Source organism: Micromonospora salmantinae, assembly GCF_022230905.1.
Classification (GTDB): Bacteria; Actinomycetota; Actinomycetes; order Mycobacteriales; family Micromonosporaceae; genus Micromonospora; species Micromonospora salmantinae.
The window spans coordinates 13,850-40,211 of the sequence record NZ_JAKKFG010000027.1; the positions used below are offsets into that span (position 1 = coordinate 13,850).

26 protein-coding genes are annotated in these 26,362 nt (G+C 71.1%); 8 read left to right on the forward strand and 18 right to left on the reverse strand.

The features are described 5' to 3' along the window. Positions 1-42: 42 nt before the first annotated feature. Positions 43-714 (reverse strand): hypothetical protein, encoded by a 672-nt coding sequence (locus PSH03_RS21095; RefSeq protein WP_238690175.1) that lies wholly within the window; start codon positions 712-714, stop codon positions 43-45. 144 nt (positions 715-858) lie between these two features. Between PSH03_RS21095 and PSH03_RS21100 the strand changes: the two genes are divergently transcribed. Next, complete coding sequence (locus PSH03_RS21100; RefSeq protein ID WP_238690176.1) at positions 859-1,083, forward strand: hypothetical protein; 225 nt, start codon at positions 859-861, stop codon at positions 1,081-1,083. A gap of 66 nt (positions 1,084-1,149) precedes the next feature. Here PSH03_RS21100 and PSH03_RS21105 read toward each other — a convergent pair whose 3' ends face one another. From PSH03_RS21105 to hrcA, 3 genes are all read right to left on the reverse strand, one after another. After that, a complete protein-coding gene (locus PSH03_RS21105) occupies positions 1,150-1,884 on the reverse strand; it encodes a 16S rRNA (uracil(1498)-N(3))-methyltransferase (protein ID WP_238690177.1) in 735 nt (244 codons plus the stop codon). Position 1,885: 1 nt separating this feature from the next. Further along, positions 1,886-3,031 carry a molecular chaperone DnaJ gene (dnaJ, locus tag PSH03_RS21110; protein WP_181518639.1) on the reverse strand — a complete coding sequence of 382 codons (1,146 nt, stop codon included), beginning with the start codon at positions 3,029-3,031 and terminating at the stop codon, positions 1,886-1,888. A 75-nt stretch (positions 3,032-3,106) separates the two neighbouring features. Beyond that, entirely contained in the window at positions 3,107-4,129 is a 1,023-nt protein-coding gene (hrcA, locus tag PSH03_RS21115; protein WP_203124700.1) for a heat-inducible transcriptional repressor HrcA, read from the reverse strand. A 226-nt stretch (positions 4,130-4,355) separates the two neighbouring features. Here hrcA and PSH03_RS21120 point away from each other — a divergent pair, with 226 nt between their 5' ends. Next, positions 4,356-4,982, forward strand: coding sequence for a DUF4870 domain-containing protein (locus tag PSH03_RS21120; RefSeq protein WP_238690178.1), 627 nt, complete (start codon positions 4,356-4,358; stop codon positions 4,980-4,982). Positions 4,983-5,048: 66 nt separating this feature from the next. On the opposite strand, the gene hemW is transcribed toward PSH03_RS21120, so the two are convergent. Further along, positions 5,049-6,272, reverse strand: coding sequence for a radical SAM family heme chaperone HemW (hemW, locus tag PSH03_RS21125; RefSeq protein WP_238690213.1), 1,224 nt, complete (start codon positions 6,270-6,272; stop codon positions 5,049-5,051). Between the two features lie 19 nt (positions 6,273-6,291). On the opposite strand from hemW, the gene PSH03_RS21130 reads away from it, so the two are divergent. From PSH03_RS21130 to PSH03_RS21145, 4 genes are all read left to right on the forward strand, one after another. Further along, a complete protein-coding gene (locus PSH03_RS21130; protein ID WP_238690179.1) occupies positions 6,292-7,080 on the forward strand; it encodes an enoyl-CoA hydratase-related protein in 789 nt (262 codons plus the stop codon). A 235-nt stretch (positions 7,081-7,315) separates the two neighbouring features. Then, positions 7,316-8,176 (forward strand): hypothetical protein, encoded by an 861-nt coding sequence (locus PSH03_RS21135; RefSeq protein WP_238690180.1) that lies wholly within the window; start codon positions 7,316-7,318, stop codon positions 8,174-8,176. A 221-nt stretch (positions 8,177-8,397) separates the two neighbouring features. After that, positions 8,398-9,300 (forward strand): phytanoyl-CoA dioxygenase family protein, encoded by a 903-nt coding sequence (locus tag PSH03_RS21140; RefSeq protein ID WP_112604298.1) that lies wholly within the window; start codon positions 8,398-8,400, stop codon positions 9,298-9,300. Between the two features lie 176 nt (positions 9,301-9,476). Then, positions 9,477-10,661, forward strand: a complete 1,185-nt coding sequence (locus PSH03_RS21145) for a low temperature requirement protein A (protein WP_210786080.1) — start codon at positions 9,477-9,479, stop codon at positions 10,659-10,661. A 30-nt stretch (positions 10,662-10,691) separates the two neighbouring features. Here the strand turns inward: PSH03_RS21145 and PSH03_RS21150 are convergent, their stop codons facing one another. The 9 genes from PSH03_RS21150 to PSH03_RS21190 form a co-directional block, all read right to left on the reverse strand. Continuing rightward, a complete protein-coding gene (locus tag PSH03_RS21150; RefSeq protein WP_238690181.1) occupies positions 10,692-11,885 on the reverse strand; it encodes a low temperature requirement protein A in 1,194 nt (397 codons plus the stop codon). 150 nt (positions 11,886-12,035) lie between these two features. Continuing rightward, the gene (locus PSH03_RS21155; protein WP_210786078.1) at positions 12,036-12,677 is read right to left on the reverse strand and encodes an MOSC domain-containing protein; all 642 of its coding nucleotides are present in this window, start codon (positions 12,675-12,677) and stop codon (positions 12,036-12,038) included. 52 nt (positions 12,678-12,729) lie between these two features. Next, positions 12,730-13,560, reverse strand: coding sequence for a carbohydrate ABC transporter permease (locus PSH03_RS21160; protein WP_238690182.1), 831 nt, complete (start codon positions 13,558-13,560; stop codon positions 12,730-12,732). Then, positions 13,557-14,543 (reverse strand): carbohydrate ABC transporter permease, encoded by a 987-nt coding sequence (locus PSH03_RS21165; protein WP_210786076.1) that lies wholly within the window; start codon positions 14,541-14,543, stop codon positions 13,557-13,559. Before PSH03_RS21165 ends, PSH03_RS21160 begins: the two co-directional genes overlap by 4 nt. Beyond that, on the reverse strand, positions 14,540-15,826 hold the full coding sequence (locus tag PSH03_RS21170) for a sugar ABC transporter substrate-binding protein (protein ID WP_210786075.1): 1,287 nt from the start codon (positions 15,824-15,826) through the stop codon (positions 14,540-14,542). Before PSH03_RS21170 ends, PSH03_RS21165 begins: the two co-directional genes overlap by 4 nt. A 251-nt stretch (positions 15,827-16,077) precedes the next feature. Continuing rightward, entirely contained in the window at positions 16,078-16,362 is a 285-nt protein-coding gene (locus PSH03_RS21175) for a GlsB/YeaQ/YmgE family stress response membrane protein (RefSeq protein WP_091410004.1), read from the reverse strand. Between the two features lie 317 nt (positions 16,363-16,679). Next, the gene (locus PSH03_RS21180) at positions 16,680-16,964 is read right to left on the reverse strand and encodes a GlsB/YeaQ/YmgE family stress response membrane protein (protein ID WP_091409827.1); all 285 of its coding nucleotides are present in this window, start codon (positions 16,962-16,964) and stop codon (positions 16,680-16,682) included. Between the two features lie 368 nt (positions 16,965-17,332). Continuing rightward, complete coding sequence (lepA, locus tag PSH03_RS21185; RefSeq protein WP_145792555.1) at positions 17,333-19,210, reverse strand: translation elongation factor 4; 1,878 nt, start codon at positions 19,208-19,210, stop codon at positions 17,333-17,335. Positions 19,211-19,326: 116 nt separating this feature from the next. Beyond that, positions 19,327-19,863, reverse strand: coding sequence for a DUF4240 domain-containing protein (locus PSH03_RS21190; RefSeq protein WP_238690184.1), 537 nt, complete (start codon positions 19,861-19,863; stop codon positions 19,327-19,329). Positions 19,864-19,924: 61 nt separating this feature from the next. On the opposite strand from PSH03_RS21190, the gene PSH03_RS21195 reads away from it, so the two are divergent. Then, on the forward strand, positions 19,925-20,911 hold the full coding sequence (locus PSH03_RS21195) for a phosphotransferase (protein ID WP_238690185.1): 987 nt from the start codon (positions 19,925-19,927) through the stop codon (positions 20,909-20,911). 249 nt (positions 20,912-21,160) lie between these two features. Continuing rightward, positions 21,161-21,427: a 30S ribosomal protein S20 gene (gene rpsT / locus PSH03_RS21200; protein WP_030491765.1), complete on the forward strand. Its 267-nt coding sequence runs from the start codon at positions 21,161-21,163 to the stop codon at positions 21,425-21,427. A 166-nt stretch (positions 21,428-21,593) separates the two neighbouring features. Here rpsT and PSH03_RS21205 read toward each other — a convergent pair whose 3' ends face one another. The 4 genes from PSH03_RS21205 to PSH03_RS21220 all read right to left on the reverse strand — a co-directional run bounded on the left by PSH03_RS21205 (position 21,594) and on the right by PSH03_RS21220 (position 26,355). Continuing rightward, complete coding sequence (locus PSH03_RS21205; RefSeq protein WP_238690186.1) at positions 21,594-22,016, reverse strand: hypothetical protein; 423 nt, start codon at positions 22,014-22,016, stop codon at positions 21,594-21,596. After that, entirely contained in the window at positions 22,013-22,993 is a 981-nt protein-coding gene (gene holA, locus PSH03_RS21210) for a DNA polymerase III subunit delta (protein WP_210786071.1), read from the reverse strand. Before holA ends, PSH03_RS21205 begins: the two co-directional genes overlap by 4 nt. Positions 22,994-23,128: 135 nt before the next feature. Further along, the gene (locus PSH03_RS21215) at positions 23,129-25,531 is read right to left on the reverse strand and encodes a ComEC/Rec2 family competence protein (RefSeq protein ID WP_238690187.1); all 2,403 of its coding nucleotides are present in this window, start codon (positions 25,529-25,531) and stop codon (positions 23,129-23,131) included. Continuing rightward, a complete protein-coding gene (locus PSH03_RS21220) occupies positions 25,528-26,355 on the reverse strand; it encodes a ComEA family DNA-binding protein (protein WP_238690188.1) in 828 nt (275 codons plus the stop codon). Before PSH03_RS21220 ends, PSH03_RS21215 begins: the two co-directional genes overlap by 4 nt. Between the last annotated feature and the right edge of the window lie 7 nt (positions 26,356-26,362).

Below are 26,362 nucleotides of genomic sequence, written 5' to 3' on the forward strand. Positions count from 1 at the left end.
CCCGACAACGCGAAGCGGGTGACAGTGACGTGGTAGGCGTGCCTACCTGTAGATGAGGATGGCCAGGAAGACCGCCACAGCAACAACTGCGGCGATCGAGGCTGCAAACCGGAACCTTGATTTGTTTCGACGGGCCATCGCCCGCAGCGTCATCTCCTTTTTGAGCCTCGCTCTCGCCGCTGCACGTTGCTGTTCACGACCAGTAATTTGGCTCCAGCGGTCATCGCTTTGCACCCGAGTCGGTGGCTCACGGTTGAGTTTGCTCCAGCGCAAACCAGAAGCGTCGGTGAAATAGACTCCGATGGCCAGATCGCCGGTCTTGGCGATCCCCGCGACGTCAACCCCTGGCACCGCCAGATAGGAGAAGCTCCCCGCGACCTCTTCCATCAGGACGTGGAGAGCGGACGGATAGTTGCCTATCAACCGCTCCCTCCAGAGGAGCATGACCCGAAGGTCATAGAACGGCACGCCACTGTAATTTGCAATCGTGAAGCTTCGCACCTCATCAAGACCCCGAGGCAGGTCGTTCAACACCGGAACGATCAGCCGCGCCTGAGCTGCCTCATTGTCGCGTTGTTCTTCTCGCCGCACCTGGATCTCATGGCGAAAGAGCAGCCAGGTGGCCATTGCGGCAAGACCCGACAGCAGCAGGCCGACGACACTTCCCCACGCCTGCATCCAGTCGGTGATCTTCGGAGCCTCGGCAGCGAGCACCGCGCCAGGGTACGCGCGACCATCCACAAGGGTTGATCGATTGTCAGCCATTGGACCGTCCGCGGCGGGCTCTCGTGCGACCGCCGGCGGATCACCCGGCCGGGGAGGTGGTTGGCGGTTCGCGGGAGGGTAAGTCCCACCGACATGGCCGACCTCGCGCTGCTGGACCTCACCGCCGACTACCGGGTGGCCGATGGCCACGACGACGATCCTGTCCTGCTCCGCCCCGACGGCACCCCCGTCGAGACCTGGCGCGAGGACTACCCGTACGACGAGCGACTGGACCGCGAAGAGTACGACCGCGACAAGCGGCTGCTCCAGGCGAGGTCGGCGCACCGGACCCGCAGATCATCGGGCCGGCCGGGCTGAACCTGGGGCCGGAGGAAGAGGTGGTGCCAGCGTTTCCCCGGCCCTGAAACCAGCCAAAGCCCGCTGTCACCAGCGGCCGAGGCGGGCGGCGAGCACGCTGAGGGCCGCCACCCCGGCGGTGGAGGTGCGCAGCACGGCCGGTCCGAGGCGTACGGGTCGCCCGCCGGCCTCGGCGAAGGCGGTCAGCTCGGCCGGGGCGATGCCCCCCTCCGGGCCGATCACCAGCACGATCTCTCCGGTGGAGGGCAACTCGGCGGTGGTGAGCCGGTCTTCGGCCTCCTCGTGCAGCACGAACGCGGCGGCGGCACCGGCGATCCGACGGGCCACAGTGGCAGTGGACTCGTCCGGCGCACCGGCCACCACCGGCAGCCACGGCCGGCGGGCCTGCTTGGCCGCCTCCCGGGCGGTGGCCACCCACTTCTCCCGGGCGCGTACGCCCCGGTCGCCGCGCCACTGGGTCACCGAACGCGAGGCCGCCCAGGGCACGATCTCGTCCACCCCGACCTCGGTCATCGCCTGCACGGCCAGTTCACCCCGGTCGCCCTTGGCGATGCCCTGCACTGTCACCAGACGGGGTACGGGCGCGTCCGCGTACCCCCGGGAGGTGATGGTGACCTCCAGGCTGCCCCGGCCGACGGCCGTGACCACGGCGGCGGAGGTGCCGCCCCGGCCGTCGGCGAGCAGCAGCTCCTCGCCGACGCGCAACCGCTGCACGGTGGCGGCGTGGTGCCCCTCCGGGCCGTCCAGGGTCAGCGCGTCGCCGGTGGGCAGCGCCTCCACCAGGAACAGCGGTGCGGACACCTCAGGCGTGCCCGTTGAACGCGTCGCGCATCCGGGAGAAGAAGCCGCCCTGCTTGGACAGCTCGGCGACCTCCTCACCACGGGTCTTGGCGAAGTCGCGCAGCATCTTCTCCTGGTCCGGGTCGAGCTTGGTCGGCGTCCGCACGTCCAGGTGCACGTAGAGGTCGCCTCGGCCGGTGCCGCGCAGGTGCGGCACGCCCCGGGCGCGCAGTCGCAGCGTGCTGGCCGGCTGGGTGCCGGCCTTGACGTCGACGGTCTCTTCGCTGTCCAGCGTCTTGATGGTCAGCCGGGTGCCCAGCGCCGCCGCCGTCATCGGCACTGTGACCCGGCAGTGCAGGTCGTCGCCCTTGCGGGAGTACACGTCGTGCGGCCGCTCGTGGATCTCCACGTAGAGGTCGCCGGCGGTGCCGCCGCCGGGGCCCACCTCGCCCTGCTGGGCCAGCCGGATCCGCATGCCGTCCTCGACGCCGGCCGGGATCTTGACGGTCAGCGAACGGCGGGTCCGCACCCGGCCGTCGCCGGCGCAGGTGGGGCAGGGGTGCGGGATGGTGGTGCCGTAGCCCTGGCACACGGTGCACGGCCGGGCGGAGACCACCTGGCCGAGGAAGGTGCGCTGCACCGACTGCACCTCGCCCCGACCGCCGCACGCCTCGCAGGTCGCCAGGTGCGTGCCGGCGGCCGTGCCAGCGCCGGAGCAGGTGGTGCAGAGCACTGCGGTGTCGACGGTGATCGGAGCCTCGACGCCGAAGGCCGTCTCGTGCAGGTCGAGTTCGAGCCGCAGGATCGCGTCGGCGCCCGGGCGGGTACGCGGCCGTGGGCCACGGGCGCCACCTCCGGCACCGCCGAAGAACGCGTCCATGATGTCCTGGAAACCGACGAACGGGCCGGCGCCTCCGGGGCCACCCGGGCCGCCGGCGCCGCCGCCACCCGGGGCGAGCGGGTCGCCACCCAGGTCGACGATCTGCCGCTTACGGTCGTCCGAGAGGACCTCGTACGCGGCGTTGATGTCCTTGAACTTCTCCTGAGCCTCCGGGTCCGGATTGACGTCCGGGTGGAACTGACGCGCCAGCTTGCGGTAGGCGCGCTTGATCTCGTCGTCGGAGGCTTCCCGGCTCACACCGAGAATGCCGTAGTAGTCCCTGGCCACTGCGTTCCGTGTCCTCATGTTCGTCTCGCGTTGCGCCGGTCGGCGGCCGCAGCCGGCCGCATCGGCCCTGACCAATCAGTTCTGGGCCAGCAACTCGCCCACGTAGCGTGCCACGGCGCGTACCGTGGCGATGTTGCCGGGGTAGTCCATCCGGGTGGGCCCCAGCACCCCCAGGCCGCCCACGATGGTGGTGCCCGGGCCGTACCCGGTGCTGACCACCGAGGCGGCGCGCAGGTTGTCGAACTCGTTCTCGTCGCCGATCAGCACCCGGGTCGTGCTCGGCTCGGTCTCACCGATGAGCTTGAGCAGCACGACCTCCTCCTCCAGAGCCTCGAGGATCGGCCGCAGGGAGCCCTGGAAGTCGAGCAGGCCACCCCGGGTGAGGTTCGCGGTGCCGGCGAGCGCGATCCGCTCCTCGTGCCGCTCGACGAGCGTCTCCAGCAGGACGGTGGCGAGCGTGGTCATTGTCGGACGCAGGCCGGTCGGCGCTTCCTCGACCAGCGCCTGCACCAGCGGTGGCGTCTCGGACAGCCGGGCGTTGGCGAGCTTCTCGTTGATCAGGCGGCGCAGGTCGGTGACGTCGGCGGCGGGCACCGGCCCGGGCAGCTCCACGAGTCGCTGCTCCACCCGCCCGGTGTCGGCGATCATGACGAGCATCAGCCGGGTGGTGGAGATCGGCACCAGCTCCAGGTGACGCACCGAGGAGCGGGCCAGGCTCGGGTACTGCACGACGGCAACCTGCCGGGTCAGCTGGGCGAGCAACCGCACCGTGCGGTGCACCACGTCGTCGAGGTCGACAGCGCCGACCAGGAATCGCTCGATGGCCCGGCGCTCGGCCGGGCTGAGCGGCTTGACCCGGGACAACCGGTCGACGAAGAGGCGGTAGCCGCGGTCGGTGGGCACCCGGCCGGCACTGGTGTGCGGCTGCCGGATGTAGCCCTCCTCCTCCAGCACGGCCATGTCGTTGCGGACCGTGGCCGGGGAGACCCCGAGCTGGTGCCGCTCGACCAGCGCCTTGCTGCCGACCGGCTCCTGGGTGGAGACGTAGTCTTCGACGATGGCGCGGAGCACTGCGAGTTTCCGGTCGTCGAGACCCATCCTCCGCACCTCCTGTCGCACGTCGGCCGCCGGCGCTCTGGGCCGGCCGAGCCGTCCTGGCACTCGACTGTAACGAGTGCCAGTCTACGTCGGCGGGCCCCCCGACGCGATGATCAACGGCCACCCGTCGGTGCGGCCCACGCCACCGGCGTTGGGCCGATCGGCCCGCACTGCCGGGCGGTGTCGCTCTGGTGCGGCGTTGCCACTGGCACCTACCGTGACATCCATGACTGAACCTCCTCGCCCTCCCGGGTCGGGCGACCCCGGCAACTACCCGCCGGAGCCCACCTCCCCAGGCCCGTCCCCGTCGGCCGAGCCACCCACCGCACCACTGTCCGGGGCGCCCGGCCCGGCCGGCTATCCTCCGGCCGGTGGCTATCCGCCGCCCACCGGTGACCAACCGCCGTCAGGCGGCTACCCTCCGGCAGGCGGCTACCCCCCGCCCGGGGGCTACCCACCGCCCGGCGGCTATCCGGCCGGTGGGGCCTACGGCGGCCCCGGCGGTGGCTACGCCAACAACGAGGACAAGACCTGGGCGTTGGTCGCGCACTTCGGCGGCGCTCTCGGCGCGCTGGTCAGCCTCGGTCCGCTGGGCTTCGTCGCCCCGCTGATCGCCTACCTGGCCCGCGGCCAGCAGTCGCCGACCGTCCGGGCGCACGCCCTCGCCGCCCTGAACTTCCAGATCCTCTGGTCGATCATCGCGTTCGTGCTGCTCTTCGTGAGCTGGTGCCTGCTCTTCCTGCCCAGCATCGCCGTCGTGGTGATCCAGATCCTGTTCGGGATCATCGCCGGCATCAAGGCCAACGAGGGCACCCCGTACCGCTACCCGATGACTGCCAACTTCATCAAGTGAACCGGTCCGGCCGCTCCCCCGGCCGGACCGGTTCGCCGCTGTCCCGGTCCGGGGGCGGTGGGCCACTCAGGGCAGCAGGTCGCGGACGACCGCGTCGGCGAGCAGCCGCCCGCGCAGTGTGAGCACCGCCCGGCCGGCGGCGTACTCGTCGGCGGCCAGTAGACCGCCGGCCAGCGCCCGCTCGGCACCGGCCCGGCCGGTGGCGTCGAGCACCGCCAGCGGGAGGCCGCTGGCCAGCCGCAGCCGGAGCATCACGTCCTCCATGTGCGCCTCGTCGACGGTGAGCACCTCCCGGGCCAGGCCGGGAGACGCGCCGGCGGCCAACCGCTGGGCGTACGCCGAGGGGTGCTTCACGTTCCACCAGCGCACCCCGCCGACGTGGCTGTGCGCCCCCGGTCCCAGCCCCCACCAGTCCGCGCCGGTCCAGTAGAGCAGGTTGTGCCGGCAGCGGGCCTCCTCGGTGCGGGCCCAGTTGGAGACCTCGTACCAGGAGAGCCCGGCCGCGTCGAGCGCGGCCTCCGCGGCCAGGTAGCGGTCCGCGGCCACGTCGTCACTGGGGTACGCCAGCTCGCCGCGTCGCATCCGGGCGGCGAGCCGGGTGCCGTCCTCGACGATCAGGGCGTACGCGCTGACGTGGTCCACCCCCGCGGCGACGACCTGCTCCAGCGAGGCGGCGAAGTCCTCGGCCCGTTCCCCCGGGGTGCCGTAGATCAGGTCCAGGTTGACGTGCTCGAACCCGGCGTCGCGCGCCTCCAGGGCGGCGGCGGTCGCCCGGCCGGCGCTGTGTTTGCGGTCCAGGATCGCCAGCACCCCCGGGGAGGCGGACTGCATGCCCAGCGAGATCCGGGTGTAGCCGGCGGCCCGCAGCAGCTTCAACGACTCCGGGGTGACCGACTCGGGGTTGGCCTCGGTGGTCACCTCGGCGTCGGCGGCCAGCCCCCAGGTGCGGTCGATGCCGTCGAGGATGCGGGCCAGGTCGTCGGCGGGGAGCAGGGTGGGCGTGCCGCCACCGACGAAGACGGTGTCGACCCGGGGCGGCGGGGCGTCGCCGAGCACCCGGGCGGCGAGCCTCAGCTCGGCCAGCACCGTGTCCGCGTACCCCTCGCGGCTGGCACCGCCGCCCAGTTCGGCGGCGGTGTAGGTGTTGAAGTCGCAGTATCCGCAGCGGCTGGCGCAGAACGGCACGTGCACGTACACGCCGAAGCCGCGCGCGCCGACCGCCGCGGTGGCGGTGGCGGGCAACGATCCGTCGACGGGGACGGTCTCACCATCTGGAAGGACGCCGGGCATGGCCACTAGTGTGCCCGGCATGACCTCTCCCGACGTCCTCGTGCGGGTCGCCACGGCCCGTGGGGTGACCACCCTCACCCTGGACAGCCCACACAACCGCAACGCGCTCTCCACCGGACTGATGACCCAACTGCTGGCCGGGCTGGCGGACGCGGTCGCCGACGAGGCGGTCCGCGTGATCGTGCTCGACCACACCGGCCCGGTGTTCTGCTCCGGCGCGGACCTGAAGGAGACCGCCGCGGCGTACGCCAGCGGGACTGTGCCGGCCGGAATGCTGGGTGACGTGCTCGCGGCGCTGTGGGAGTGCCCGAAGCCGGTGCTGGCTCGGGTCGGCGGGCCGGCGCGGGCCGGTGGGCTGGGCCTGATCGCCGCCGCCGACCTGGCGGTCTGCGCCGACGAGGCGACGTTCGCGTTCACCGAGGTACGCATCGGGGTGATCCCGGCGGTCATCTCGGCGACAGTGCTGCCCCGGCTGCACCCCCGCGCCGCCGCCGAGCTGTACCTGACCGGGGACACCTTCGACGGTCGCCGGGCCGCCGAGATCGGCCTGGTGACGGCCTCGGTCCCGGCGGACGGGTTGGACGACGCGGTACGCGGCTACTGCGACTCGCTGGTGCGCGGCGCGCCCGGGGCGCTGGCCGGCGCCAAGGAGCTGCTGCGCCGACCGGGTACCGCCGAGCTGCGCGCCGACCTGGCCCGACTCTCCGCCGTCTCGACCGGCTACTTCCTCTCCGACGAGGGGCGCGAGGGGGTCACCGCGTTCCGCGAGAAGCGACCGGCGCGCTGGGTGCCCGCTCTCGACGACTGATGATCGGGGTGCCACCGTCGTTCGGCGGCGCCCCCGTCACGACAGCCCGCACCGGGAAGGGCGACAGAACGACGTGGCAGGTGAGATCGCCACCGGAGCGGGAACGTCGCCAACCGGTACGCGACAGCGGAGCCGACCCCGAACCGGTCGGAGTCGGCCAGGTTGGGCCCGAACCACACGGACGACCCGGGAAGGGCCTGCGGGGACGTACGCTTGGCGAACTGTCGATCTGGGGGTGTGGGTGCGAACTCGGGCAACCGTGGCGGGTGGAGTGGTGCTCATCCTCGTCGCCGTGATCGCGATCTGGCTCGTCGTACGGCAGGTCGGCGACAACCTCACGTTGCCGCTGGTGACGCGGAAGTGCACAGTGCAGGCCGACGGACGGGTCGCCCTGGACGCCGACCAGATGGCCAACGCGGCGACCATCGCCGCGATCGGCGCGAAGCGTGGAATGCCCGAGCGGGCCGTCGTGGTCGCGCTCGCCACCGCGTACCAGGAGTCCGGGCTGCGCAACCTCGCCAACGGCGACCGCGACTCGATCGGCCTGTTCCAGCAGCGGCCAAGCCAGGGCTGGGGCACTCCGGCGCAGATCCGCGACCCGCGTTACGCGGCCAACCGGTTCTACGCGGCCCTCAAGAAGGTGCGCGGCTGGGAGGAGATGCGGGTCACCGACGCCGCCCAGCGGGTGCAGCGCTCGGCGTTCCCCGAGGCGTACCAGAAGTGGGCAGACGACTCCGAGGTGCTCAGCCGGGCCCTGCTCGGCGACGCCAGCGGCGCGGTCGCCTGCTCGGTGGGACGCACCCCGGCGATGCACGGCGCGGCGGCGGCCGCGCAACTGACCCGCAACCTGGTGCTCGACTGGGGGCTCAAGGGCACCGACCCGACCGACCCGACCGGGCTGGCGGTGACTCCGGGCGACCAGCGTGACGGCTGGCGGTACGCGCACTGGCTGGTCTCGCACGCCCAGGACCACGGTGTGAAGCGGGTCCGCTTCGGCGACCTGGAGTGGACGGCCCGCGACGGCTCGTGGGGCCGGGTGGACGGCCGGCAGAACCCCGCCGGCCAGGTGGTCGCCGAGGTGTTCAACGAGGGTTGACCGACCCGGATCTCTTAACCGGCAGTCACCGCACAATCGGGCAATGCCCACCGAATCGCACTATTGATCACTCCGATCTCACTCTGTGCGTTTCTCTCGCTGCGTGGGGTCCCGCCGTGGCCCAATCCCGCACCACACCCTCCCCGATGCCTGGGCCGCCGCGTTACGATCGGCGGCCTGTGCCAGAAAAGGTTTCACCTCATGGGGAGGGGTACGACGCGGTGTTCGATTACGGCGACCGGACCGGTTACGAACCGATCAGCGACATTGACCGCAAGGAGTTCCACGAGCAGGGTTTCCTCCTGCTGCGCAACGTCCTGACGGAGGACCACCGGGCGGCGCTGGAGGCGGCGGTCGACCGCGTCTACGCGGAGGAGCAGGCCAAGGGCACCACCAAGAAGGACGGCACCCTGCACCTGCTGGGCTTCCTGGAGCGCGACGAGCTCTTCGGTGAGCTGCTGACCCACCCGATCGCCTTCCCGTACATGTGGGGGCTGGCCGGCTGGAACATCTACACCCACCACAACCACCTGGACGTCACCCCGCCGGCCGCCGAGCCGGAGAAGCCGTACTGGGGTTGGCACCAGGACGGGTACCGGCAGAACTCCGACCCGGAGACGATGGACCCGAACCTGCCTCGGCCGATGTTCTCGCTGAAGGTCGCGTACGTGTTGTCGGACCTCTCCGAGACCGGCCGCGGCGCCACCAAGGTCATCCCGGGCAGCCACCTGAAGAACTCGCTGCCCCGGCCGGCGGACCTCACAGTGCAGAACCCCGACCCGGAGGGCACGGTGGAGATCACCGCCAACCCGGGCGACGCCTTCATCTTCGACCGCCGGCAGTGGCACTCGCGGTCGACGAACCTGTCGACCATCACCCGCAAGATGCTCTTCGTCGGCTACACCTACCGGTGGATCCGTCCGCTGGACGAGCTGCACCCCGACGTGAACGGCGAGTGGTACCGCAACCGCACCCCGGTTCAGCGCCAGCTGATCGGCGAGGGCACCCACACCGCCAACTACTGGGGCATCAACTGGGACGGGTACGTCGACGACGAGATCCCGCTGCGCAAGGAGCTCAAGGAGCGCGGTCTGCTCGACCGCAACATCCCCTGGCTCCGCTGATCCACTGCTCGTAGGACGGCCCCCTGCCGACGCTCAGCGTTGGCGGGGGGCCGTTTCACGTCCGCGGCCCCGACCGTTCGGGCCGAGCCCGTTCCGGCCACCGGAGACCGCACTGTCGGTAGCGTGGCGGGTGCGCAGGTCGGGGCAGGGCGTGGGGTGGCACAGGAGGCAGCGCAGTGACATCCGCTCCGCTCCCCCGGATCCTCCGCCGCCGCGGCGAGCCGGAACACCCGACCTTCCTGGAACTCTTCTTCGATCTCGTCTACATCTTCATGTTCTCCCGGCTCGCTGCCAGCCTGGCCGAGAACCTCACCGTCCGGGGTGCGGCGCAGACCGCCGTCCTGCTGCTGGCCGCCTGGTGGGTCTGGGTGCTGACCGCGTGGCTCACCGACCTGTTCAATCCCCGACTGCCGATCATCCAGGCGACCGCCCTGCTGGTCATGCTCGGCACCCTGCTGATGGCGATCGCGACGCCGTACGCCTTCGGTCGGTACGGGTGGCTCTTCGTCGCGGCCTACTTCGGCATCCACCTGGTCCGCGACGCCGTCCTGATCCCCGGCACCCGGGTGAACCAGCCGATCCAGGCCAGGAGCATCCGGGTGTTCTTCTGGTTCGGCGTCACCGTGACGCCCTGGGTGGCCGGGGTGTTCGTGGACGGGACGGCCCGACTGGTGCTCTGGTCTCTCGCGGTGGCGGTCGACCTCGGCTCGGCCCGGATCGGTTGGCCGACGCCGAGGCTGGGGCGTACAGAGCTTGCCAGCCAGATCTTCACCGGGGTGCATCTCTCCGAGCGGCATCGGGCGATCTTCATCGTCGCGCTCGGCGAGTTGATCCTGAGCACCGGCACAGGGCTGGCCGGCAGCGGATTCACGGCCGGCGCGGTGGCCACCGGCGCTGTCGCGTTCGTCAGCGCGGTCCTGCTGTTCCAGCTCTACTTCCAGCGGGTCCAGCGGATCCTGGCACCACCGAGCGTCGCAACCGTGGAACGGGTCCGCTCCGGCACCTCCACCTCGTACAGCCATCTGGTCATGGTGGCCGGGGTGGTGCTGGTCTCGACCAGCACCTCGCTGGTCATCGACCGGCCGTTCGGCCGCGCCCCGGTCGAGCTGATCGTCGCCACCCTCGGTGGACCGGTCCTGTTCCTGCTCGGCAGCGTCCTGTTCGATGCCGTGGTGACCGGGCGGACCCTCTGGTCCCGGGTGCTGGCGATCGTGGTGTTGTGCGCCCTGACAGCGCCCGCCACACTCATGCTTCCGCCCCTGGCCGCCCTGATGCTGGCGAACCTGGTCCTGCTGATCACCCTGGTCGGCGAAGGGCTGGCCGCGCGCCGACGCCCGGTCGGGGCCGCCGCGCCATCGTGATGAAGGGCAGTCCGCGACCGCCGTGCGAGGTCAGCGCAGCATCGGCGGCGCCGGCGTACGCGCGTGTCGCCGGGTGCTCACCAGGTTCGCCACGGCGATCAGGAGCAGCACCGTCATGGCGAGCAGAGCGACCAGCACCGGCGGCAGCAGGAGCGTGGTCGGTGCCATGCCCGCCAGCAGCACCAGCCCGGCCAACCGGGACCGCGAGATTCGCCCGAACACGGTGAAGTCGAGGACGCCCCGGCCGACCAGGTACAACGCGGGTCCGCCGAGGATCACCGCGGCCCACGAGGGCGGGGTCTCGCCCAACGGGCGACTCACCACGAGCCGGCTGGTGACCGCCGCACCGACAATTCCGGCCACCATGATCAGATGGGTGACCGCGGCGGACTGGGTGAGCAGCGCCGGGTTGGACGACCGGCCGATCGCGTCGGTCAGCAGCTCACCGGCACGGTAGATGTAGATCCGCCACATCAACACGATGGTGGTGAACACCACCAGTAGCGCCCAGGATCGCTCCAGCGTGTACTCGCTCATGCTGAAGGTCGTACCGGTCACGAAGATCGCGACACCGAGCGCGACGATGACGAACTGCCGGTAACGCTCGGCCACCCGCGCGCCGACCAGCCGCCAGTCGCGCGGTCGTGAGCGGCCGATCCCAGGCACCGGCCAGCCCAGCGCCGCCGCGCCATACTCGACGACGACAGCGAGCACCCAGATCGCCAGCTGCCCCGAACCGCCGACGAGCGCCCCACCGATCCAGCCGATGCCCGCGACGGCCTCCCAGATCAGGATCCGGATGCTGCGACGCGGCGGCCTCCTGAGCGAGACCACAAGGATGTAGTAGGCCGCGGTACTGAGGTGGATGACCACGTACGTGGTGGCGAAGAGCAGCCGGTGATCGCTGTACGCGTCGGCCGCGAGCGCGGCCAACAGCAGGCTGGCCGCCGCCACCCAGATGAACTGCCCCTGCCCGGCCGGACGGGTCAGGTCGACGCTGTCCGCCGTCCACACGGTCAGCGCCCAGATCATCGTGAACCCGAGCAGCAGCACCAGCGTCTCGGCGACGCCCGTCCAGGTCAGGTCGTCGGCCAGCACGGTCGCCAAGGTGACCAGCGCGAAGACGTAGACGAGGTCGAAGAAGAGTTCCAGGAACGCCGGACGCTCCAGGCCCGGATCGGGGGATGACGCCGCCGCGACACCGCCGTCCGTCGTCATCGACATCGCGCTCCACCCGGTCCCCGCCGCACGCCCTCCGTGGGGACAATACGGGCAAGTCCGGCGCTGAGCCCGTCATCGGGGGTTCTTCCAGGTCGGATCCGCCGAGCGCGTCACTGCTCGTCGCGGCATCGCGGCGGATGCCGTCGGGGCCGATCAGCCCCGGGCGGCGAGGCGTCGGCGAGCCTTCTCCCGGATCGGCGCCGGCAGATCCTCGGCGTCCAGCAGCCGAGGCAGCAACTCCGGCTCCAGGCTGTTCGCCCGGAACACCTCGCCGATGGTGACACCGTGCGCCGGCCGGTCCACCACCTCGACCGGGTCGCCCGCGCCGACCTCCCCCTCGCGCAGCACCCGTAGATAGGCCCCGGGCGACGCCCGGACGGTGAACCGCTTGATCAGATCCGGTACGCCCCAGAACCCGGCGAAGGTCGTGCAGGGGGTGCGCGGCTTGGTGACCTGGAGCAGGGCGGAGCCGACCTGCCACTGCTCGCCGATCACCGCACCCGTCACGTCGACCGCGTAGGTGGTCAGGTTCTCGCCGAAGCCGCCGGGCGGTATGGCGCGGCCCAGTTCGGCCACCCACCAGGCGGCGTCCTCCTCCGCGTAGGCGTAGACCGCCTGGTCGGGGCCACCGTGATGGGCCCGCTCGCCGATGAAGTCGCCCGCCACGCCGCCGGTGAGCAGCGACACCGGGCCGTCGACCGGCCGCTTGTCGATGCCGCTGCGACCGCTCGCGTCGCCGGCCCAACCAGCCTCGGTCACGATGCCGAGGTTCACCGCTGCCACCCTGCCCGTCATGACCGCCAGCCTAACGGCGGTCAACACCGGCGTCGGCCCTCGCGGCGCGGGGTCAGCCCTTGACGGCGCCGGCCACCAGGCCGGAGACCATCCGACGCTGCACCAGCAGGAAGAAGATGATGACCGGCAGGGTGAACAGGGTGGACGCGGCCATCACCGGCCCCCAGTTGGTGTCGTCCCGACCGAAGAAGAAGGTCATCGCCACCGGCAAGGTGTAGCTGCCCTGGTCGTTGATGAACGTCAACGCGAAGATCAGCTCGTTCCACGCGGTGATGAAGGAGAAGATGCTGGTTGCCACCAGGCCGGGCGCGACCAGCGGGAAGAGCACCCGGCGGAAGATCTGGGCCCGGCTGGCCCCGTCGATCGCCGCCGCCTCCTCCAACTCCCTGGGCACCGCGGCGACGAAGCCACGCAGCATCCAGACCGCGAACGGCAGCGAGAAACCGAGGTACGTGAGGATCAGGCTGGGCAGGGTGTTGTAGAGCCCGAGCCGTTGGATCATCAGGAACAGCGGGATGACCAACGCCTCCAGCGGGATCATCTGCACCACCAGCAGCATGATCAGGAAGCTGGTCCGCAGCTTGAAGCGGAACCGGGCCACCGCGGTCGCGGCGAGCAACGCCACCAGACCGCTGAGCACCACGGTGGAGACGGCTACCAGCGCGCTGTTGAGGAAGAAGTCGAGGAAGCTGACGCCGGGGATCAGGTTGCCGGTCAGGATCTCCCGGTAGTGCGCCAACGTCGGGTGGGTCGGCACCGGCTGCGGGGTTGCCGAGAAGATCTCGTTGCTCGGCTTCAGCGAGGTGGAGATCATCCAGTAGACCGGGAACGCCGCGAAGAGCGCGACCAGCAGCCCGGCGCCGTTGAGGGCGATTTTCTTCACGACTCGTCCTCCTGCCTGAGCACCATCCGTACGTAGAAGCCGGTGACCGCCAGCAGGATCAGCGTGAGGATCACCGCGATCGCCGCGCCGAGCCCGTACTTGGGCGGTGGGGAGAATGCCTCGGCGTACGAGTAGATGGCGAGCATGAACGTCGGCCGGTCCTGGGTGCCGCCGGCCAGCACGAACTGCTGGGTGAAGACCTTGAAGTCCCAGATCGTGGAGAGCACGATCAGGATCCCGAAGACCGGGCGCAGCAACGGGAAGGTGATCTTCCAGAAGACCCGCCACGGGCTGGCGCCGTCCACCCGGGCCGCCTCGTGCAGCTCACTCGGCACGCTCTTGAGACCGGCCAGCACACTCACCGCGATGAACGGGAACGAGTGCCAGACCACCACCAGGGTGAGGATGGAGAAGAAGAGCAGCGGCGAGTTGAACCAGCCGTAGCCGGTCCAGTCGCTGCGCCCGAACAGGCCGTTCGAGAGCCCGTCCGGCAACGCGTTGAACAGCCACGTGACCAGGCCGCTCGTGTCGTCGAAGATCCATTTCCAGACGATGGTGCCGGTCAGCGCGGGCGTGGCCCAGGCGAGCATCACGCAGCTGGCCACGAACGTCGCCATCTTGCGACCGAGCCGATTGAGCAGCAACCCCACCAGGGTGCCGAGCACCATGGTGAGCAGCACGTTGGCCGCGGCGAACAGAACCGTGTTGCGCAGCACGGTCAGGAAGAACGGGTCGGAGAGGATGTCGACGTAGTTGCCGAACCCCACCCACGGCCAGTCCCGATCGCCGCGCAGTTGCCGGACGCTGTTCAGCCGGTAGAAGGACATCACCACCACCTGGCCGAGCGGCCAGAGCAGCAGCACCCCGATGATCAGCAGGGCGGGCAGGAGCAGCAGGTAGGGCAGGCGGTCCACCCGGCGACGCCGCCGCGCGGGGGTCTCCCGCGCGGCGGCCGTCTCCGGGCTTTTTGTCTGTGAGCTCACTTGCTGTTCAAAATGCCTTCCATCTCACCGGCCGCGTCGGCGGTAGCCTTCTCGACCGTCTTCTGACCCTTCATGACCGAGCTGTTCATCGCCTGGGTCACCGTCTTCGTCCGGCTGACCTCCACCCACTTCGGGGTGAGCGGCGTGAGCTTGGTGTTCTGCATGGTGGTGGCGAACGACGCCATCACCTTGTCGTTCGCGTACGCGCCACCGGAGACCAGGTCCTGGTAGACCGGGAAGAAGCCGAGGCTGCTGGCGAAGCTCTGCGCGTTCTTCTTGTTGAGCAGCACGGTCAGGTAGTCCCAGGCCAGGTCCTGCCGCTCACTGTCCTTCCAGATCGCCACGTCCGAGCCGCCCGCGAAACCGGGCGCCGCCTTGCCGTCCGGGCCGGGGATCGGGAACGTACCCCAGACCTTCTCGATCTCGGGGTTGTCCTTCTTGATGGCGCCCTGCTGCCAGCTGCCGGCGAAGGCCATCGCGGCCTTGCCGGTGGCGAACTGGGTACGCGCGTCGATCTCGTTCCAACCCGCCGCGGCCGGCGGGGCGACCTTGTGCACGGTCACCAGGTCGGTCCAGAACTTGACGGCCCGCTGCGCCTCGGGCGTGGTGTAGCCGGACTTCCAGGTGCCGCCCTGGTTGCTGGCGATCTCGCCGCCGGCGCCCCAGAGGAAGGAGTAGAAGGGCAGCTCGGAGTTGCCGGGCAGGGCGATGCCGTAGGTGCCCTTCTTCTTCGCCTGCACGGCCTTGGCCACAGTGACCAGGTCGTCCCAGGTCTTCGGGGGCTGCACGCCGGCCTCGGCGAACCAGTCGGTGCGGTAGTAGATGGCGCGCACACCGGCGTACCAGGGCACGCCGTACTGCTTGCCGTCGAGCTGAGCGTTGCGCACCAGGTCGGGCAGCAGATCCTTGCCGTCGGCCCAGCCGCCCATCCGGCCACTCACGTCGGCGAGCGCCTCCTGGGCGGCCCAGCCCTGAGTCTCGGTGTTGCCCAGCTCGGTGATGTCCGGCCCCTCACCGCCGGCGAGCGCCGCCTGGAACTTCTTGGGCGCCTCCAGCCAGGGGATGTACTGCACGACCACGTCGGTGTCGGGGTGCTTCTGGCGGAACTCGGCCTCGACCCCGTCGAGGAAGGAGTTCTGCGCGTCGCCGCCCTCGCCCATCATCCAGACCGTGAGCTTGCTGTCGTCAGCCGCGTCGTCGCTGGAGCCTCCACAGCCGGTCAGCACCATCGCGGCCGAGGCCACCATGGCGGTGACCGGGGCCAGCCGCTTCCACCTGTTCACGCCACTTCTCCCCTCGCGCCGCCTGGAACTAACCTTCTCCGCCGCACCCTAGTACGGAGAATTCCTTTACGACAGTGGGCGGAACTGGCCGAAGCGTGGCGACCGTACCGCAGCGGCCCGACGACCGGCACTCCAACATCCGGCCAAAGCCGGGCCTTTCAGCACGAAAGAGCGCCCGGCTCTCGGCCGGGCGCCCTTTCCAGTAGTGCTGTCCTAGCAGTGGTGCTGTGTCGCCAGATGATGCCGGGTCGTTATCGGGTGACGCTGCGGCGGCGACCAACACCGGCCACCAGCGCTACAGCGATCGCGGCCACCACGACCTGCACCAGCAGCTCGGCCCAGTCGATACCGCTCGTCTCGGTCGCGATGCCGATGGCCCGCGCCAGGACGGTGCCCAGCAGCGCGGCGCCGACACCGATCAGCAGGTGCAGCCAGATCGGCATGTTCTGCCGGCCCGGGACGACCAGGCGGCCGAGCGCGCCGACGATGAGACCAACAACGATCGCAGTGATGATGCCCCACACGGTGAGCTCCACGGCCACCCTCCTTCAAGAATGTCTGACACACGATGTGTGTGCTTCCTGTCGTGACCGTTAATTGCCCTACCCACCGAAAATCCAAACCGACTTCACTCACCAAACGATCACGACTTGGCCGACAAGAGCACGTTCCACCGCAGGCAAACCCGTCGGTCGCAGGCACGGGCCGAGTCGATCAGCGCGATCCAGCCCGCCGGAGACGTCGAGCAGGACCGGCGACGGCCCTCGCGACGGGCAGAACGCCGATGGGCGCCCGGCCTGTCGGCCGGGCGCCCATCGGAGGTGTCGCGGTGGTACGAGTTGGTGCTGTGGTGTTACCGGGTCACGCGGCGGCGGCCACCCACACCGGCCACCAGCGCGACAGCGATCGCGGCCACCACGACCTGCACCAGCAGCTCGCCCCAGTCGATACCGCTCGTCTCGGTCGCGATGCCGATGGCCCGCGCCAGGACGGTGCCCAGCAGGGCCGCGCCGATACCGATCAGCATGTGCAGCCAGATCGGCATGTTCTGCCGGCCCGGGACGACCAGACGGCCGAGCGCGCCGACGATGAGACCAACAACGATCGCAGTGATGATGCCCCACACGGTGAACTCCACGGTCGCCCTCCTTCAAAGAATGTCTGACACACGAGGCGTGTGCTTCCTGTCGTGACGGCTAAGTGCCCGACCCACCGAAAGCCCAAACCGACTCATCTCAATCGACAACGTCAACCGTCAATGTTCGGGAGGTGCGTCGGTTGACGCGTGAGTACGTCCACACAGGTCGGAGCCCGTTTGGTCGACCCGTCGGCCCCACGACAGCGACGGAAAAGTTTTCCGCACCGGGCGGTCACACTCCCCCACCGGCGCGCTCGGCCGGCAGTCTCTGCGGCCCAACAGGCCCGGCGGGGGCACTGTGGGCGAGGCGTCCGGAAACGCGACGCGCCCGGGTGCGGATGGCACCCGGGCGCGTACGGCGGCGCGAACTACTTCTTGCCGGCGGCCTTGCCGTCTCCGGAGTCGGAGGAGAGGGCGGCGATGAACGCCTCCTGCGGCACCTCGACCCGGCCGACCATCTTCATCCGCTTCTTGCCTTCCTTCTGCTTCTCCAGCAGCTTGCGCTTACGGCTGATGTCACCGCCGTAGCACTTGGCGAGCACGTCCTTGCGGATCGCCCGGATGGTCTCCCGGGCGATGACCCGGCTGCCGATGGCAGCCTGGATCGGTACCTCGAACTGCTGGCGCGGGATCAGGGTGCGCAGCTTGGCGGCGATGGTGACGCCGTAGTTGTACGCCTTGTCCTTGTGCACGATGGCGCTGAACGCGTCCACCGGCTCGCCGTGCAGGAGGATGTCCACCTTCACCAGGTCGGACGCCTGCTCGGTGGTGGGCTCGTAGTCGAGTGAGGCGTAGCCCTTGGTACGGCTCTTCAACTGGTCGAAGAAGTCGTAGATGATCTCCGCGAGCGGCAGCGTGTAGCGCAGCTCCACCCGGTCGGCGGAGAGGTAGTCCATGCCGAGCAGGTTGCCGCGCCGACCCTGACACAGCTCCATGACCGCGCCCACGTAGTCGTTGGGCGTCAGCACTGTGGCCCGGACCACCGGCTCGTACACCTCGGCGATCTTGCCGGTGGGGTACTCGCTCGGGTTGGTGACGACGATCTCCTCGCCGTCGTCCGTGATCGCCCGGTAGACGACGTTGGGCGCGGTGGAGATCAGGTCGAGGTTGTACTCGCGCTCCAGCCGCTCCCGGATGATCTCCAGGTGGAGCAGGCCGAGGAAGCCGCAGCGGAAGCCGAACCCGAGCGCGCCGGAGGTCTCCGGCTCGTAGTCGAGGGCGGCGTCGTTGAGCTTGAGCTTGTCCAACGCCTCACGCAGGTTGGGGTAGTCGGACCCGTCGATCGGGTAGAGGCCGGAGTAGACCATCGGCTTCGGGTCCTTGTAGCCACCCAACGCCTCGGCCGCCGGCCGACTGTTGATGGTGACCGTGTCACCGACCCGGGACTGCCGGACGTCCTTCACACCGGTGATCAGGTAGCCGACCTCACCGACGCCGAGCGCCTCGGCCTTGACCATCTCGGGTGAGATGACACCGATCTCCAGCAGCTCGTGCACCGCACCGGTGGACATCATCTTGATCCGGTCGCGGGCGCTGATCCGGCCGTCGATGACCCGGACGTACGTGACGACGCCGCGGTAGACGTCGTACACCGAATCGAAAATCATCGCCCGGGCGGGCGCCACGGCGTCGCCGACCGGTGGGATGAACTGCCGGACGATCTCGTCGAGCAGGTACGGAACGCCCTCGCCGGTCTTGCCGGAGACCCGGATGCAGTCGGCGGGGTCACCGCCGATCAGGTGGGCCAGTTCCTCGGCGTACTTCTCCGGCTGCGCGGCCGGCAGGTCGATCTTGTTGAGCACCGGGATGATGCGCAGGTCGTTCTCGAGAGCCAGGTAGAGGTTGGCCAGGGTCTGCGCCTCGATGCCCTGCGCAGCGTCGACCAGCAGCACGGCGCCCTCGCAGGCAGCCAGCGAACGGGACACCTCGTACGTGAAGTCCACGTGCCCCGGAGTGTCGATCATGTTGAGCACCGCGTGCTCGCCAGCCCGCTCACCCTCACGGATGGTCCACGGCATGCGAACGGCCTGGCTCTTGATCGTGATGCCGCGCTCGCGCTCGATGTCCATCCGGTCCAGGTACTGGGCGCGCATCTGCCGGGGGTCGACCACACCGGTGAGCTGCAACATCCGGTCGGCCAGGGTCGACTTCCCGTGGTCGATGTGGGCGATGATGCCGAAGTTCCGGATGCGACCGGGGTCGGTGGAACCAGGGGCGTTCGCGCCGGGATCGAGCTTCGGTGGCACAGCGGTCCGTTCTGGTCGGCTGACGTCAACAGGCCGGCGCGCCGCCGACCCCCTCTATGTTCCCACGCCGCCGGGGTGCGCCCACTGCGCGGGCGATGGAACGGCCCGAGGATCCCTCACTCCATCGGCGGCTCGACGAAGAGCGCGGCCAGCCGGGGCAGCCGGCGACGCGCCTCGTCCTCGTCGTCGAAGTCCCAGAAGTCGTTGAGATCCGGCGTCCGCACCGGGTCGCGGTCCGCCGGCAGTTCGGTAGCGGTGGCCTTGCGGTACGCGTCCCAGGGCACCGAGAGCATCTGCTCGGCGGAGAACTCCTCGCCGCTGAGCGAGGCCGCCCGCACCTGGGGCAGTTCGGCCAGCGAGTCCGGTTCGGCGACCGCGCGGGCGAAGACGGCCCGGCCCTGGGTCATCAGCCAGCCCCGGAAGTGTTCGAAGCCGTCAGCCGAGGCACCACCGTTGATCAGGTACGCCGCACCCCACAGATCCGCCTTGTGCGACGCGGCCAGCACCCGCGTCTGGTGCCGCGCGTACCCGATGATGTCCTCCGGGTCGCGCTCGGCGAGCAGCGCCACGGCCCGCGCGGCGACCGGGCCGGGCTCAGCCCCGCCGCCGGCCCGCGCCTCGTCGATCAGCTGCCAGAAGTCCTCGGTCCTCATGGCTTGGCAGTCTGGCAGTGTCGCCGTGCGTCGCGCACGTACCCCGGGGCAGCATGGTGGGATGTCCCCTTCCCTGCTGCCGCCGGTGCCGTACCACGCGAGCGCCCTGCGCCCGTCGTGGCCGGCGTTACCGGCGGCGCTGCGGGCCGCGGTCGCCGACCGGCTCGGCGCGCCGGTGGTCACCGCCCGGGTCGCGGGCGCGGGCTTCACCCGCGGGTTCGCCGCCGTGCTCGACACCGCCGACGGTGGTCGGGCCTTCGTCAAGGCCGCACCCGCCGCCGAGCAACCGCATCTGGTCGACTGGTACGCCCGAGAGGCCGCGATCCTCGACCGGCTGCCGGCCGGCCTGCCGGCGCCCCGCCCCCGGTGGACCCTCTCCGCGGCCGGCTGGTTCGTGCTGTGCACCGACGCCGTCGACGGGCACACACCGCACCTGCCCTGGGTGCCCGCCGAGTTGGACGCCACCCTCGCCGGGTACGCGCGGATCGCCGCCGCCCTGGCCGACCCGCCGGCCGAGCTGACCGCGCTCGGCCTGCCGCACCTGGCCGATCTGGCCCGGTCGGACATCCTCTGGTGGGAGGAGGTCGCCGCCGGTCGGGAGCCGACCCCGCCACTGCCCGCGCCGCTGCTGGACCGGCTGCCCGAGTTGGTGGAGTTGGAATCCCTCCTCCCCCGGTACGCCGCCGGCGCGACCGGCCTGATCCACGGCGACCTGCGGGTCGACAACGTGCTGATCGGCCCGGACGGTCGAGCCTGGTTCTGCGACTGGACCTGGGTCTGCACCGGGCCGGCCTGGTTCGACCTGGCCGGCCTGCTGCTCACCGCGTACGCCAGCGGGCTGGACGCGGACCGGCTCTTCGCCGCGCACCCGACCACCGCCGGCGCGCCCCCGGACGCGCTGGACGCGACACTGGCCGCGTTGGCCGGCTACTACCTCACCGGCGCTGCGGCGGCACCGCCGACGGCCTCGCCGCACCTGCCCGCCCACCAGCGGTGGAGCGGCGAGCAGTCGCTCGACTGGCTGGCCCGCCGCCAGGGCTGGCGGTGACGCGGACCGGCCTGGGGCAGCCTGGACTCCCGGTGACGCGGACCGGCTGCCCAGGGCTGGCGGTGGGGCGCCACCGTGGTCGAGGGCGTAACCTGGTCCCCGACGGGCCGGGTCCGTTCGCGCGAAGGCCGAGCCGTTTTGGCTCGTCCCGGGCGACCTGGTAACCTGGCTCTTCGCGCAGCGATGACGCACGTTCGTCATCACGCGCAATAAGCTGACCAACCCGAGCTATCAAGACGAGGCTGTCGCGTGGCGAACATCAAGTCCCAGATCAAGCGCAACCGGCAGAACGAGAAGGCCCGGCTGCGCAACAAGTCGGTCAAGTCGTCGCTGAAGACCGCCGTCCGGAAGTTCCACGAGGCTGCCGAGGCCGGTGACGTCGAGAAGGCGACCGCGCTCATGCTGGACGCCTCGCGCAAGCTGGACAAGGCCGTCAGCAAGGGCGTGATCCACTCCAACCAGGCCGCGAACCGCAAGTCCGCGATCGCGAAGCGCGTGGTGTCGCTCTCCGCCTGACGACTTCACCGTCAGACTGATTCGGAAAACCCCGGGCCCCAGGCCCGGGGTTTCCGCGTGTCCAGAGGCCGGCCGGGTCTATCCGGGCCGGCCGTTCTGTGCGTGCTGCCGGACGCGTTTCTCCGGCCGGCCGTTCCTGTGCGATGGGCTCCGACGGGGTCGGCGCTCAGTCTGACGGGTTGGTCCGCCGGGGCGGCGGCAACGGGTCGGCGGTGATCACGACGCCGGGAACGCTGTGCGAGACCCACTCCACCCGGGCTCGGCCGACCACCGGTTCCATCTGCCGGCGAAACCGGTCCCGTTCCTGCTCGGGCACGAGCGCGGCGGAGCGGACCACGATCGCGGCCACCATGTCGTTGAGCTTCACCATGGCGGCCACCACTGCCGGCAGCACCAGCACCGCCCACCAGCTGACCAACTCGGCGAGGGCGAGCAGCACCGCAAGGGCGATGGCACCTTCGAAGAAGAGGAAACACAGCACGCCGCCGGGGTTGACGAACCGCAGGCCGAGGAGCCGGGCGTAGAGCGGCCGGTACCGCTCCTCGTCCACGGGAATGGTGGCCCACGCTGGGCGGTTCGCCCCCGTCACCTGGCGCTGCCCTGCCGGGCCGCCGCGACCGAGAAGACCGCACGCTCCAGGGCGTACGCCCGGTCGTCGGAGCCGCCCTTGACGGCCGCGTTGCACTCGGCGGCGACCTGCATGGCCCGGACCAGGCCCTCCGGCGTCCAGCCCCGCCCCTGCCGCTGCGCCCGCTCGATCTTCCAGGCGGGCATTCCGAGGCTGCTGGCGAGCTGGTACGGGCTACCCCGCCCGGCCGACGCCACCCGGGCCACAGTGCGCACCCCGTCGGCCAGGGCATCGGCGATGGGTACCGGGTCGACCCCGACGTGCAGGGCCCAGCGCAGTGCCTCGAGCGCCGCCGGCACGTCGCCGACCATCGTGGCGTCCGCCACCGTGAAGCCGGTCACCTCGACCCGGCCTCGGTAGTAACGGGAGACCGCCTCGGCGCTGATCCGCCCATCGGTGTCGGCGATCAGTTGGGAGCAGGCGGCGGCCAGCTCACGCAGGTCGTTGCCGACCGCGGCGATGAGCGCCTCGGCGGCGTCGTCGGTGCACCTTCCGCCGGCCCGCCGGATCTCGTCGCGGACGAAGGCCACCCGATCGCGGTGCCCCTTGAGCTTGGCGGCCGGGACCACCGTCGCGCCGGCCGCCCGCAGGCCGTCGGCGAACGCCTTGCCCTTGGCACCGCCCAGGTGCAGCACCAGCAGTTGGACCTCCGGGTCGGGATTCTTCGCATACGCCAACAGCGCGGCGACCAGATCCTTGCGGGCGTCCTGGCCGGAACGCAGGATCAGCAGCCGCCGCCCGCCGAACAGCGAGGGGCTGAGCATCTCGGCGATCTCGCCGACGGTGAGCGCACTGGCCTGGTACTCGCGGACGTCCACCTCGGGGTCCACACTGCGAACCTTCGCGACAGCTTCGGTGACCGCGCGCGTGGCGAGCAGTTCCTCGTCACCGAGGACGAGCAGAATGGGGGCGAGGCTGGCGGGGGTCACGCCGCCCATATTCGCACGGCCTGCGGCGGGATCGTGCCTGCTCATTCGCTGCTTGATCGGCGCAGCCCGCACACAGCGCAAATCCAGACATCCAACTCAATTGTTCGCTAAATCCGCAATTCGCTCGATTAACCGAAGACCTATTCAAGGCTGTCGGCTCGCGGGCACACCTCGTCGGGCCACCGCCAGACCGCCGTCCGTCCGGACCGCCGCCACGTAGCCGTCCGTGTCGGTACGCAGCACCCGCACGCCGTCCCTGCCCAGTTGGGCGAGCAGTCCCGGACTCGGGTGCCCGTAGGTGTTGCCCGTGCCCACCGGCACGAGCGCCACCGCCGGCCGCACCGCGTCGAGGAAGCCCTGGTACTGGTACGCCGACCCGTGGTGCGCGACCTTCAACACGTCCGCCCGTAACTGGCCGGGGGCCGCCCGCGCCACCATCGCGTGCTGCTCCTCGGTCTCCGCGTCGCCGGCCAGCAGGATCCGTACCCCGGCCACCGTGGCGCGCAGCACCAGCGAGTTGTTGTTCGGGTCGGACCTGGTCCCGGCCAGCGGGTACGGCGGGCCGAGCACCAGCAGGTCGACCCCGCCCACGGGGTGGCGAGCGCCGGCCACTGTGGTCAGCAGCGCGGCCCGCCCGCCGGTGGCCGCCGCCCGAACCAGGTCCCGACCGCTCTCCGGGTCGGTGGACGACGGCGTCAGCACGGCACCCACCCGCCGCCCCCGGAACACCCCGGCCACCCCGCCCACGTGGTCCGCGTGGAAGTGACTGATCACCAGCAGGGGCACCTCCCGTACGCCGAGCCGACGTAGACAACCGTCCACCGCACCCGGTTCCGGCCCGGCGTCCACCACCACGGCCCGGCCGGGGTCGACCGGGAGCACCAGGGCGTCGCCCTGCCCCACCGCGCAGGCCACCACCACCCACCCCGCGGGCGGCCAGCCGGCGGCCACCAGCCGAACCGGCAGGGCACCCAGCACGGCGGCGACCCCGACCACCGCCACCAGCCGGCGTACGAGTGGCCGGCGCACCGCGATCAGCAGCGCGACGGTCAGCCCGGTCAGCAGCAGTGCACCGGGCACCCCACCCGGCCACGGCAGGGTGCCACCCGGCAGTCGAGCACCCTGGCGGGCGATGAGCACCAGCCACCAGGCCGGCCAACTCGCCAGCCACGCGACGAACTCGGCGCCGGCCGGCCAGATCGGCGACACCATGGCCGCCAGCACGCCCAGCACGGTCGCCGGGGCGATGGCCGGCACCGCCAGGAGGTTTGCCGGCACCGCCACCAGGCTCACCGTGCCGGAGATCCCGGCGACGACCGGGCCGCAGGCAAGTTGGGCAGCCGCCGGCACGGCCAGCGCCTCGGCCAGCCCGGGCGGGACGCCTCGCCGACGCAACCCGTCCCGCCAACGTGGCGCGAGCAGCAGCAGGCCACCGGTGGCCAGCACGGAGAGGGCGAACCCGGGGTCCCCGGCCAACTCGGGGTCGACGAGCACCAGCACGGTCACGGCGGCGGCCAGCGCGGGCAGTGCCGCCCGAGGTCGACCGGCGGCGAGCGCGGCAAGCCCGATCGCTCCCATCGTGGCTGCCCGTACGACGCTCGGCGACGGGCGCACGAGAATGACGAACCCCACCAGCGCCACCCCACACAGCGCGGCGGCGAGCCACGGGCCGGCGCGCGACCACCGGGCCAGCAACAGCACCGCACCCACCACGATCGCCACGTTGGAGCCGGAGACCGCGTTGAGGTGGGTCATCCCGGTGGCCTGGAAGTCCGCCTCGACGGCGGGTGGCAGTCGGCTGGTGTCGCCCACCACCAGACCGGGCAGCAGCCCACCGGGGTCGTCGGGCAGCGGCGCGCAGGCCCGTTGCAGGCCGGCACGCAGCGTCCCGGCGGCGCGCTGCGCCCAGGACGGCGCACCGTGCCGATCCGGTGGGCCGTTGGTGCTGAGCACCGCCGCGGTGAGGTCGCCACCGCGCGGTACGCCGAGCCGGCCGTCGGCGGTGAGGCGCTGCCCGGGCAACAGGCCCCGCCACGCCGGGTCGGTCGCCAGGACCAGTAGCCGCACCGACGCGTGGATCCGCCGACCATCCGGGCCGGTGAGCCGGACCAGCTCGGTCGAGACCAGCAACATGCCTGGCCGCCCGGCACTGCGGATCGGGCGCGGATCGTCCCGGACGACCAGGTCGGCGGTGACCGGAGCGCGTTGCTCGGCGAGGACACGGATCGGCGGCGCGTCGCGAACGGCGAGCTGGGCGGCGGTGCCCGCACCACCGCAGACCACACCGAGGCCGACCGCCACGGCGACCCACCCGTAGCGTCGCAGCACGGCTCGGGGACGGCCGAGGCGGCCGAGCAGGTGTACGGCACCAATCGCCGTCAGCCCGGCCGCCGTGCCGGCCACCAGCAGCGTGGCGCGGCTGCCGAGGTGCAGGCCGGCGAGCGCCGTGAGCCAGGCCGCCACGGCGAGCCCGGCCAGTCGCAGATCCGGCGGCCCGAGCTGAGCCCCGCCGGCCGGTGGGTCAGCGGGTACGGAGAACCCGCTCACACCGTCACCAGGTCCTTGAGCTGCTCGTAGCGGGCATCGCCGATCCCGTCGACCTGGCGTAGGTCGCCAACGGATTTGAACCCGCCGTGCTGATCCCGGTGGGCGAGGATCCGTTGGGCGAGCACCGGCCCCACCCCGGGCAGCGCGTCGAGCTGCGCCAGCGTCGCGGTGTTGAGGTTCAGCGGCCCGGCGACGGGAGCCGCACCACCTGCCGCAGGCCCGGCCGCACCGCCCGGCACCGGCGGTGGCGTCACCCCGACCACGATCAGCTCGCCGTCGATGACCTTGCGGGCGGGGTTGAGCAGCGCCACGTCGACCCCCGGGAGGGCGCCGCCGGCCGCCTGCACCGCGTCGGCGAGACGGGACCCGGCCGGCAGGCGTACCAAACCGGGTTTTCGGACCTTGCCCGCGACCGCCACCACCAACTCGCCGGAGCTGGACACACTCGGGTCACCGGCCGGCGCGGCCGACGCGGCCTCGCTGGCCAGTGGGACGACCGGCTCCGACTGCGGCCGGGCCTGCCAGGCCCAACCTGCCGCGCCCACGACCACCACCACGGCGACCACCGCCAACGCCCGCACGCCCCGCCGCCCAGGGTCGAACGCCGACGGGCCGGGCAACCGCGACTCGGGCGGGACCGCAAGGCCCGCCGACGACGGTTCCGCGGCGGGCTGGGAGGACAGCACGTCCGCCGGCAGCGCGCCGACCAGGGACGACTGGGGTACGCCCGCGAGCGGCACCTCCGGCCGGGGCAGCGGTGCGACAGCCGCCTCGGTCAGCCGGCGCAGGCGCTGGCGTACCTCTGTCTCCTCGTCGTGCGACACACCGCGA

What these genes read in the sequence shown, in the direction of transcription:
- PSH03_RS21100 (WP_238690176.1), top strand. Translation starts at nt 859, where the DNA reads ATGGCCGACCTCGCGCTGCTGGACCTCACCGCCGACTACCGGGTGGCC.
- hrcA (WP_203124700.1), bottom strand. Translation starts at nt 4,129, where the DNA reads ATGGGTCTCGACGACCGGAAACTCGCAGTGCTCCGCGCCATCGTCGAA.
- PSH03_RS21120 (WP_238690178.1), top strand. Translation starts at nt 4,356, where the DNA reads ATGACTGAACCTCCTCGCCCTCCCGGGTCGGGCGACCCCGGCAACTAC.
- hemW (WP_238690213.1), bottom strand. Translation starts at nt 6,272, where the DNA reads ATGCCCGGCGTCCTTCCAGATGGTGAGACCGTCCCCGTCGACGGATCG.
- PSH03_RS21130 (WP_238690179.1), top strand. Translation starts at nt 6,292, where the DNA reads ATGACCTCTCCCGACGTCCTCGTGCGGGTCGCCACGGCCCGTGGGGTG.
- PSH03_RS21150 (WP_238690181.1), bottom strand. Translation starts at nt 11,885, where the DNA reads ATGTCGATGACGACGGACGGCGGTGTCGCGGCGGCGTCATCCCCCGAT.
- PSH03_RS21155 (WP_210786078.1), bottom strand. Translation starts at nt 12,677, where the DNA reads ATGACGGGCAGGGTGGCAGCGGTGAACCTCGGCATCGTGACCGAGGCT.
- PSH03_RS21190 (WP_238690184.1), bottom strand. Translation starts at nt 19,863, where the DNA reads ATGAGGACCGAGGACTTCTGGCAGCTGATCGACGAGGCGCGGGCCGGC.
- PSH03_RS21195 (WP_238690185.1), top strand. Translation starts at nt 19,925, where the DNA reads ATGTCCCCTTCCCTGCTGCCGCCGGTGCCGTACCACGCGAGCGCCCTG.
- holA (WP_210786071.1), bottom strand. Translation starts at nt 22,993, where the DNA reads ATGGGCGGCGTGACCCCCGCCAGCCTCGCCCCCATTCTGCTCGTCCTC.